The 9,611-nt window shown below is 63.7% G+C and carries 12 protein-coding genes; 10 read left to right on the top strand and 2 right to left on the bottom strand.

All coding sequences use genetic code 11. The features are described 5' to 3' along the window. The 8 genes from JHD07_RS03285 to JHD07_RS03250 form a co-directional block, all read left to right on the top strand. The coding region (locus JHD07_RS03285; RefSeq protein WP_291618881.1) for a DMT family transporter at positions 1-728 on the top strand (728 nt) is incomplete at its 5' end. Positions 729-837: 109 nt separating this feature from the next. Further along, positions 838-990: a hypothetical protein gene (locus JHD07_RS03280; protein WP_291618879.1), complete on the top strand. Its 153-nt coding sequence runs from the start codon at positions 838-840 to the stop codon at positions 988-990. Positions 991-1,263: 273 nt separating this feature from the next. After that, positions 1,264-2,568: an ABC transporter substrate-binding protein gene (locus JHD07_RS03275; protein ID WP_291618877.1), complete on the top strand. Its 1,305-nt coding sequence runs from the start codon at positions 1,264-1,266 to the stop codon at positions 2,566-2,568. Between the two features lie 69 nt (positions 2,569-2,637). Further along, a complete protein-coding gene (locus JHD07_RS03270) occupies positions 2,638-3,537 on the top strand; it encodes a branched-chain amino acid ABC transporter permease (protein WP_291618875.1) in 900 nt (299 codons plus the stop codon). Beyond that, positions 3,537-4,493, top strand: a complete 957-nt coding sequence (locus JHD07_RS03265) for a branched-chain amino acid ABC transporter permease (protein ID WP_291618873.1) — start codon at positions 3,537-3,539, stop codon at positions 4,491-4,493. Before JHD07_RS03270 ends, JHD07_RS03265 begins: the two co-directional genes overlap by 1 nt. Further along, positions 4,493-5,236: an ABC transporter ATP-binding protein gene (locus JHD07_RS03260; RefSeq protein ID WP_291618871.1), complete on the top strand. Its 744-nt coding sequence runs from the start codon at positions 4,493-4,495 to the stop codon at positions 5,234-5,236. Before JHD07_RS03265 ends, JHD07_RS03260 begins: the two co-directional genes overlap by 1 nt. After that, entirely contained in the window at positions 5,233-5,904 is a 672-nt protein-coding gene (locus JHD07_RS03255; RefSeq protein WP_291618869.1) for an ATP-binding cassette domain-containing protein, read from the top strand. Before JHD07_RS03260 ends, JHD07_RS03255 begins: the two co-directional genes overlap by 4 nt. Positions 5,905-6,044: 140 nt before the next feature. Then, positions 6,045-6,728, top strand: coding sequence for a hypothetical protein (locus JHD07_RS03250; RefSeq protein ID WP_291618867.1), 684 nt, complete (start codon positions 6,045-6,047; stop codon positions 6,726-6,728). Positions 6,729-7,149: 421 nt separating this feature from the next. On the opposite strand, the gene JHD07_RS03245 is transcribed toward JHD07_RS03250, so the two are convergent. After that, a complete protein-coding gene (locus tag JHD07_RS03245) occupies positions 7,150-7,395 on the bottom strand; it encodes a hypothetical protein (RefSeq protein WP_291618865.1) in 246 nt (81 codons plus the stop codon). Between the two features lie 480 nt (positions 7,396-7,875). Between JHD07_RS03245 and JHD07_RS03240 the strand changes: the two genes are divergently transcribed. Both JHD07_RS03240 and JHD07_RS03235 read left to right on the top strand, forming a co-directional pair. After that, entirely contained in the window at positions 7,876-8,319 is a 444-nt protein-coding gene (locus JHD07_RS03240; protein ID WP_291618863.1) for an SRPBCC family protein, read from the top strand. Positions 8,320-8,522: 203 nt separating this feature from the next. Further along, positions 8,523-8,969, top strand: a complete 447-nt coding sequence (locus tag JHD07_RS03235; protein WP_291618862.1) for a c-type cytochrome — start codon at positions 8,523-8,525, stop codon at positions 8,967-8,969. A gap of 40 nt (positions 8,970-9,009) precedes the next feature. Here the strand turns inward: JHD07_RS03235 and JHD07_RS03230 are convergent. Next, a partial coding sequence (locus tag JHD07_RS03230; protein ID WP_291618860.1) for an Hsp70 family protein occupies positions 9,010-9,611 on the bottom strand: 602 nt, incomplete at its 5' end.

Below are 9,611 nucleotides of genomic sequence, written 5' to 3'. Positions count from 1 at the left end.
GCATCATGGGGATGGCCGGCATGGGTATGATGAAGGGCGCCGCGCTAACACTGCTGGTCGGGCCGCTCTTCGTCATTACCGGTGTGTCAGGCTATTCATTCGCGCCGCTGGCCCATGGTGCCGTCATCCAGCCGGCAGCGCTGACGCTCGGGTCGATCGGACTAGCATTTCTGGTCCTGGGTGATCGGCCCACGATCGCGCGCATTGTAGGTGTCGCTATAATCCTGGCCGGGCTCGCAGTAATTGCCGGGCCCGGTTTGATGACCGGGACGGCATTGACGCCGATCGGCGACCTGCTGTTCGCGGCCGCCGGCCTGATGTGGGCCGTGTTTACCGTCCTCAGCCGCCGCTGGGGCGTGTCGCCGGTCGCAGGCACCGCTGTGGTCTCGGTGCTTTCAGCAGCTGTCTACGTTCCCGGCTACGTCGTGGTGATCGGAGCGGATCGTCTCTTGGCGACTCCGTTGCCGATGCTCGCGGCGCAAATCCTGGTGCAAGGCGTTCTCTCAGGCGTCGTCGCTGTCATTGCTTTCTCGAAGACTGTTCAAATTCTTGGTGCCGGGCGCGCCGCGGTCTTTCCCGCTCTCGTCCCAGCCGTCGCAATCCTGATCGGCATGCCCATCACAGGCGAGATTCCAAACAGTCTCCAGCTTGCAGGGCTGGCCCTGGTCAGCACCGGTTTGCTGGTGGCGATCGGCGTGATCGCTCTGCGGAAGCCTCGGAGTCACTGAGGAACTTTAGACAGCAAAGAGTTCGAAACATCGGCTGAATGGGCAAAGCGGATGCTGCCGTCGCGGCTGCCAGCGACTGCGCCGACTTCCGCAACGAGGCATCCTCGAAATGCGCTGGAGCAGCACGACGGATGCCGACGGCTTCTTCGTGTTCTACGGGCCGGAGCAATACGAGGTCCTCACCTCGAAAGCATATCTCGACGGGCTCAACGCGCCGTCGCCGTGGTCGGCGAAGATGATGCCGCATCGTCAGCTGAAATGAAGGAGGCCGCAACCAGGAGCCCTTGCGCGCGCTGCTGGCTCTGGCCGGAGCTTTTATCGCACCATGGAATTAAAGGCATCGACCATGTTGGGGACCGTGTCCCTCCACTCGCGCAGACCGACACAATGCGCTGCGGCATCGAACCAGGCTCGTCGGCTCGCGAATGGCGGCCAAGGGGGCTGGCAACGCGCGACAATTATAGTACCGTTGTTCCAATAAGAAGCGCACGGCGGCTGAAGCCGGGTGCGACATATAGAACAGGGAGGACTTTCGATGCAGTTTCTCAAGACTGCGGTTGCGGCTGGGCTTTTGGTCGCGACCTTTACCGGCACCTCGCTTGCACAGACCAAGCCGTCGGAGCTCAAAATCGGCATCACGACGTTCCTGTCGGGCCCCGCGTCGGTCTTCGGTGTGCCGGCGAAGGCCGCGGCGGAGATGATCGCGGAGGACCTCAACAAGAAGGGCGGCATCGGCGGCGTGCCGGTCAAGCTCTCGTTCATCGACGAAGGCGCGGGAGGCGAGGCGCTCGTCTCGAACTACCGACGCGTGGTGCAGGACGAAAAGGTCGATGCCACGTTTGCTTCGATCTCGTCAGGCAGCTGCACCCAGCTGGTGCCGGTCGCCGAAGACCTCAAAGTCATGAATTTCATGTGGGACTGCGGTGCGGCCTCCATCCTCGAAACCAAGAAGTACCGCTACAATTTCCGGACCCAGGCGAACGGCACGCCGGAAATGCTGGCCGTGCTGCTTTACCTGCTCAAGACCAAGCCCGACTTCAAGACGATCGCGGTGGTCAATCAGGATTATGCATGGGGTCGGGAGAGCTGGGAGATCTTTTCGACCGCGCTCAAGGCGATGAAGCCGGACGTGCAAGTCGTCGCGGAGCTCTTCCCGAAGTTCGGCGCACCGGACTACTCCACCGAGGTGTCCCGTCTGTTGGCGCTGCGGCCGGACGTGGTTCTGACCACGTCCTGGGGCGGAGATCTCGACACGCTGGTCCGCCAGGCCGGTCAGCGCGGCCTGTTGCAGCAGTCGACCTTCGTGCTCGGGATCGGCGAATCGTCGATCCAGCGGTTGGGCAAGGACTTGCCTGAAGGCCTGATCGTCGGCGCGCGCGGAGACCACTGGTTCCTGCATCCCGAGAAGAAGGACGACGCGGCCTTCAAGGCGTTCAATGAAGCCTTCAAGGCGAAGACCGGTGCATGGCCGATCTACCCGGTCTATCACATGGCGCAGGCGTTCAAGGCACTGCAGACGGCCTACGACAAGGCCATCAAAGCCAACGGCGGCAACTGGCCCACGCGCGAGCAGGTGGTCGACGCCACGGCGGGCACCGAGTTCGCCACCGGCTTCGGCCGTCCGATTACGCTGCGGCCCGAGGACAACCAGGGTCTCGAAGCTCAGCTGGTCGGCGTCACCAAGTCCGTTCCGGGGTACGACTTCAAGCTGCTCGACAACATGATGATCTTCGATCCGAAGACGATCACCAACCCGGCGGGCGTACGGTCGGTCGAGTGGCTGAAGACGCTCAAGCCGGACTTCGTCAAGATGGACGTGCCGAGCTTCAAAGCCCAGTAGCGGCACACTCGACGTTTGATCCCGTCCTCCGAGCCCGCCCCGGAGGACGGACCTTTTCCAAAGGCCATCATGAACTCGACACTCGCTATCCTGGCTATCCTCGACGGGATCAGCTACGCCGCACTGGTGTTCCTGGTCTCGGTCGGGCTCAGCCTGATTTTCGGCGTGCTGCGCGTGGTCAACGTCGCGCACGGTTCGCTGTACGCGTTCGGCGCCTACCTGGCTGCGACGTTCAGCCTTGCAGTCGCGCCGATATCGCCTTGGCTCACCTACCCCGCGCTGCTGGCAGCCTCCATCGTGATCGGCGTCGTATGCGGCGGTTTCATCGAACGGTTTCTGCTGCGACCGCTCTCCGGACAGGAAGACGTCCTCCAGCTTCTGATCACTTTCGCCGCCTTCATGATCATGGACAATTTGCAGCGTCTGATCTGGGGCGTGCAGCCCATCTTCGCCGCGGAACCGTTGAGACTGCTTCCCAACGTCGCCGTGTTCGGCGTCAGCTACACCTCGTACCAGGTCATTCTCCTGCCCGGCGTCGCATTGGCGACGCTGCTCGGGCTCCGCTACTTCCTGCGCAGGACGCTGTCGGGAGCGGTGATCCTTGCAGTCACGGAGGACCGCGAGGCTTCGACGGCCATCGGGATCGACGCAAAACGCGTCTATTTCGTCACCTTCGTGATCGGCGCGAGTCTGGCCGCATTGGGAGGAGCGCTGGCCTCGCCGACCACCTCGCTGGTCCCCGGCATGGGGGCCGACATGATCGTGCTGTCCTTTGCCGTCGCTGCGACCGCGGGTCTCGGCCAGATCGAGGGCACCGCGCTCACCGCGCTGATGATCGGCCTGACCCGTGCCTTCGTGATCTATCTCCAGCCGGAATTCGAAGTTCTGGTTCCCTATCTGCTGATGGTGCTGGTGCTTCTGGTGCGTCCGTTCGGCCTGTTCGGCGCCGTGCAGGTCAGGAAAATATGATGAGCGGTCGCATCAAGCCGGTCACCGCCGTCGCGATCATCTTCTTTCTGGTCAGCGCCGTCGCGCCCCTTTTTGTGTCGAGTTGGGCGACCCTGTTCGCCTTGATCCTCGCGAAGGGCATCGTCGTTCTCGGTATCATCCTTCTGCTGCAGGCGGGGCAGGTGTCGTTCGGACATGCCATGTTCTTCGCGACCGGGGCGTATACTGCGGCGTTCTGGGGCAAGTATGTCGGTGGCGGCGACATCGTGCTCTTCATCGCGCTGGGCGGCATAACCTCCGCCGTCTTCGGCCTCATCGTCGGGCTCTTCGTCGTCCGCTACCGGGAAATCTTTTTCGGGATGCTGAATCTGGCGTTTTCGATGGTGCTGTGGTCGCTGCTGGAGAAGATGTTTCATTACACCAACGGCGCCGACGGCATCCGGGTCCCTCGTCCAGCCCTGTTGGGGCTGTCGTTCACGCCCGAAACCTTCCAGTACGTCATTCTTTACGTGAGCCTCTTGGCCGCGGTCGTCGCCTTCTATGGCGTGCAACGCTATCTCGAGAGCCCGCTCGGGCACATGCTGCGTGCCATCAAGTCGAACGAGACCCGGCTCGAGTACCTCGGGACGTCCGCGCGGCGCGTGCTTCTGATAGGCTACATGATCTCGGCTTTTCTCGGCGGCATCGGCGGCGCGCTGGTGGCGATCATCCAGCAGATCGCCACGCCCGAGTTCGGGTTCTGGACGAAGTCGGGCGAGTTCGTGTTCATCGCGATCCTCGGCGGCAGCGCCCACGCCTTCGGAGCGTTCGCCGGCGCGGCGATGTTCGAGTGCGTGCGCTTCTATGCGGCGGCCCACCTGGCCGACACCTGGCAGCTGATCCTCGGCGTGGTCCTGATCGTCATCATTCTCTATGCGCCCAACGGACTGATAGGTCTCAGGCAGCGCTACGGCCAGGCGAAGCAGGGAGGACATTGATGGCCAGCGTCCTCCTTTCCGCGAAGGGCATCAAGATCCGGTTCGGTGGCGTCGTCGCCGCCGACGGTATCGACCTGGACGTGCTCGAAGGCGAGAACCTCGCGATCATCGGACCGAATGGCGCCGGAAAGACCACCTTCCTCAACATCTCGACGGGTTATCTGCGGCCGCAGGCCGGAAGCATCAGCTTCCTGGGCCAGGAAATCACGGCGCAGCTCCCGCGCACGATCACCAAGCTCGGCATCGCGCGGGCCTTTCAGATACCGCAGCTCTTTCTCGATCAAACCGTGATGGAGAACATGCTGATTGCCGCGGCCTCGCGGCTGGGAAGCCCTTCCGGCTTCACGGCGCTTTCCGCCCTGCCCGAGCTGCCTGAAATGGAGCGCCTGCTGGATCTCGTCGGCGTCAAGTCGTACGCGTCCCGCAAGGCGAGGGAGCTTCCCGAGGGACAACGCAAGCTGGTCGACATCGCCCTGGCGCTCGCGCTGAAGCCCAGACTGCTGCTGATGGACGAGCCCACCTCGGGCGTCGCCTCCGCGGAGAAGCTGGAGATCATGGACATCCTGACGTCCGCGCTCGCCAAGGAGAAGGTAACTTCGGTCTTCGTCGAGCACGACATGGACATGGTGGAGCGCTATGCCCACCGGGTCGCGGTGTGGAACGTCGGGAAGATCCAAAAGGTCGGCACGCCGGCGGAGGTTCTGGCCGATCCCAAGGTCCGTGAACAGGTGATCGGCATATGACGGCGATGCTGGACTTCGAGAACGTCAACGTCGCGATCGCCGATGCTCCGGTGCTGCGCAGCGTCAGCTTCTCGCTGCCGCCGGGCGCGACCGCCGCGCTCATCGGGCGAAACGGCGCCGGCAAAACCACGACGGTACGGACCATCATGGGCTTCACGAAGGCGAGCGGCATCGTGCGCCTGGGCGGTCAGGATCTCCGACATGTTCCTCCGCACCGCCGGCCCTTCTTAGGGATCGGCTACGCCCCCGAAGACCGTCGTCTCTTCTCGGCCTTTACGGTGGAAGAAAACATTCTGTTGCCCGGTCGCGTCGCGAAACTTGGCGCGGACGAGGCGCGCCGGCGGTTGGAGCGAGCGTACTCCGTCCTGCCGGAGCTTCGGGAACTGGCGGGTCGCCCGGCGGGCTCCGTCTCAGGCGGCCAAGGCAAGATGGTCGCGCTCGGACGCGCCCCGATGCTGGGCACCCGCCTCGTCATTCTGGACGAGCCGTTCCAGGGCCTCGCCCCTGTGCTGGCGCAGAGATACGCCGAGGCGCTGCGTCGGCTTCGTTCGCAGGACCCGGACATTACCCTTTTGATCACGGAGTCGAACCCGAAGCTGCTCGAGACCTTCGCCGACGTGACGCTGACGATTGAGCGCGGCGAAATCGAAAGCCGGGTCCGGGCGTAGGGCTCGCAGGGTTCGGCGCGCAAAACAGACGGTCGAGCCAAGCTCCATCGAGGCTTGCCGAACTGACGAATCTACTGAGGAGCGTCTCGAAGGATGGCCGGAAAGATGCGATAGCCCGGCGCAAGACAGGGAGGATCAACATGTCACTGCTCGGCAAGGCCGCCGTCGCGATGTGGTGGAGCGTTCGCGCCGAACAGCGCGCCGAGTTCGGCGACTGGCATTCGCATGAGCACTTTCCGGAGCGGATGAGCATTCCCGGCTTCCGGCGCGGATCGCGCTGGAGCAGCACGACGGACGCCGAAGGCTTTTTCGTGCTGTACGAGCTGGAGCAATACGAGGTGCTCACGTCGAAGGGATATCTCGACCGGCTCAACGCACCGACGCCGTGGTCGTCCAAGATGATGCCGCATCATCTCGGCATGGTGCGCAGTCAATGCCGGATCGTCGCGAGCTTTGGCGGTGGCGTGGCAGGCGCGCTCGCCACCATCAGGCTGTCGCCGCACGCCGGACGCGCCGCCGAGCTGCAGGCGTACCTTCTCGACACGCTCGGCGCCCTCGCCTCGAAGCCGGGGCTGACGGGCGCCCACCTGCTCCTGACCGATACGCCCAGGACGAGTTCGCCCACCACGGAGCAGCAGATCCGCGGCAAGGACGGCGCCGCCGACTGGATCGTTCTGTTGTCGGGTTACGATAGGGATGCGGTCGAAGCCATGATCGCCGGACAGCTCTCGCCGTCATCGCTTCGCGGAGCCGGCGCGCACGACAATCCGACGCTCGGCCGCTACCGGTTGGCGTTCACGATGACACCGCAGGACGTGGCATAGGCCGAGCAGCCGCTTGCTTGCCGTCAGTTAACATTTGTTATCTCCGCTCGTTCAACTCGGCCCCATAGTGTCCGTGTCGATCAGCAGCGGGACGGCGCGTCACATGGGCGATGAGAAATCTCTTGATGCCGTCCTGTCGGCTCTGCGAGCGAGCCGCCCGACCGCGGACGTCTTGTCCTCGGTTGCCAGCTTCGATCATCTGACCGACCAGAGCATTGTTCGGCTGTATGAGAACATTCGACGTCAGGTCGAAGCCGACAAAGCCCTGGGTCACAGATATCGCCTGGTCGGAGCTGCCGCAAAGGAGCGCGCTGAGCTGCTCCGCGCAGAGCTTCTCCGCCGCGGCTTGAAATTTGCGCCCATCGTTTGGTCCTAGGCCGAACCATGGGCGCATCCTGAGTTCGCTTGATCCCGAGCTAAGTCATTTGGGCATCGAGCTCTTCTTGGAAGATTGGCCGCCGGGGGCGCTGCTGCCTGAGCCGTCGGTGGTGCCGGCGGACGACGTTCCGGTCGTCATGCCGTCTTTGGTTTTGCCCCTGTTCTTCGTGGTGTCGTTCGTTCCGCCGACACCTGCTTGCGCGCCTCCCTGTGGCTGACTGGGTTGCGCCATCGCGGTGGATCCCATCATCGACGCGATCACCGCGCCCAGCACGAGCTTCCTGATCATCCGGTTGTCTCCTGTTCCGATCGCGAACAACAAGCCACCGCGCATCGTGTTCCTCGCGTGCCGCGGTTAAACCTGGACAGAGCTTGTGCGTTCTGCGGCCTCTGGGCAGGCAGGGTTCTCGCATATGTGCTTAGCGCGAGCGGAGCGCGCGCCTCGTCCTTCGAGACGCCCGCCTGCGGCGGGCCCTCAGGATGAGGCTAAGAGGCATCGGTGCTCATTGAACCCAGCCCAACGCACTCGGTCCTCATCCTGAGGAGCCCGCAAAGCGGGCGTCTCGAAGGATGGCTGCAGGCGGTATCGCTCCATCTGCGATTGCCGTGCTGCGAGGTTCAGGGCTCTCGGATACGAGGGCTCGCGACATCAGCCCCCGCGACAAAAAATCCGAGCCGCCTGTCGGATCGGCAGCCTTGCGGTCGTCCTCGTGACATGAATGGGCCATCAACGCCGAGCTCGGGCCCATCAGCACCAAGGATAACAACCATGCCCAATACCGTCCGCCTACACCGCGTTCTCGCCACCAGCCCGGAGAAGGTCTATCGCGCCTTCCTCGAGGCCGATGCGATGGCAAAATGGCTGCCGCCGAACGGCTTCACCTGCACGGTGCATCATTTCGAGCCCAAGGTCGGCGGCACGTTCAGGATGTCGTTCCGGAATTTCACCACGGGCCACAGCCATTCGTTCGGCGGCGAGTTCGTCGAGCTCGTGCCAGGCGAACGCCTCCGCTACACCGACAGGTTCGAGGACCCCAACCTGCCCGGCCTGATCGAGGTGACCGTGATCCTGAAGAAGGTCTCGGTCGGCACCGAGATCGACATCACGCAATCCGGCATCCCCGACGTCATTCCGCCGGAGGCCTGTTATCTCGGCTGGCAGGAATCGCTGCGCAACCTGGCCAAGCTCGTCGAGCCGGAGATCCACCAGTAGCAACGACATCAACATCGCGAGGCGGGTAAAGGCGCAAAGCGCCGTGCCCACGAGCTTTCCGATACGACGACAGACGCGCGGGCACGGCGCTGCGCGCTTTTGCCCGGGCGGCAGCACTGGTGCGCGGTCTTGATATGCATCAAACTGCCAGGAGGGCGAAGCGGCTAGGAGCACGAGACTCCCTGCCGATCGGAGGCGAGATGATGAGATCCACCGTCGCATGCTTGATCATTGCCGGTCTTGCCGCCGGTTTCGCCGCGTCCGCCCAAGCCGAAGAAATCGACATCGGCAGGGCGGAATTTCTGTCGTCGTGCGCGAGTTGTCACGGCGCCGACGCGAAGGGCAAGGGACCGGTCAGCGGCCAGCTCAAGACGGCGCCGTCCGACCTGACCCTGCTGACCAGCAACAACAACGGGGTGTTTCCCACCAACGCCGTCTTTGAGACCATCTACGGGGCGAAATCGGTCCCCGCCCATGGCACGCGTGAAATGCCGATCTGGGGCGAACGGTTCAACCCGATCGTCAACCTGCCCCACGCGGTTGATCCCACTTACTGGCAGAAAGCCGGGCCGCAGCAAGCCCCGGAGGTCGTGGTGCGGACTCGCATTCTCGCCGTGATCGACTATCTGAACCGGATTCAGCAGAAGTAACGGCCAATCAGCCTTCTGCCGGGACGCTCCTTGCCGCCTGCTACGGGGTCGCGGCGAGCCCGCCATCCGCCGTCCAGCGGTCGGGGTCCGGGCTGTGCCCGATCAGCGCAAGGCCGTAGGCAATGGACTCGAACTGGTCGCCCGACATCAGCCGCTCGTTGCCGAAGCGATCGGCGAACAGCTTTCGCACCGCGGGCACGAAGGAGGTGCCGCCGGTCAGGAACACCTTCTCGATGTCGCGCGCGGCAATGCCGGCCTCCGCGAGCACCTTGTCGACGATGGCGCCCAGCCGGGCAATGTCGTCGGAGATCCAGGATTCGAATTTCTTCCGCGTGATGGCCGCGCCGATGTCGACACCGCCGCCCTTGAAGCGGAAATCCACCTCGTCCTGTGCGGACAGCGCGACCTTGGCGTCGGACACCGCGCGGTAGAGCGAAAAGCCGAGGTCGAGATCGACGATGGTGATGAAATCCTCGAGCAGCTTCGGCTTCAGCGCGGTGCGCTGGAGCTCGCGGAGTTCGCGCAGATCGCCGTTGCTCTTCATCATCGCCAGCTGATGCCAGCGCGCGAGGTTGGTGTAGTGGCCGGCCGGGACCGGCAGCACCTTGTCGAACGAGCGGAAGCTGGAGCCCTTGCCGAGCC

The organism is Bradyrhizobium sp., from assembly GCF_016462955.1.
Taxonomy (GTDB): domain Bacteria; phylum Pseudomonadota; class Alphaproteobacteria; order Rhizobiales; family Xanthobacteraceae; genus Bradyrhizobium.
This window is presented reverse-complemented; position numbering and strand designations above follow the sequence as displayed.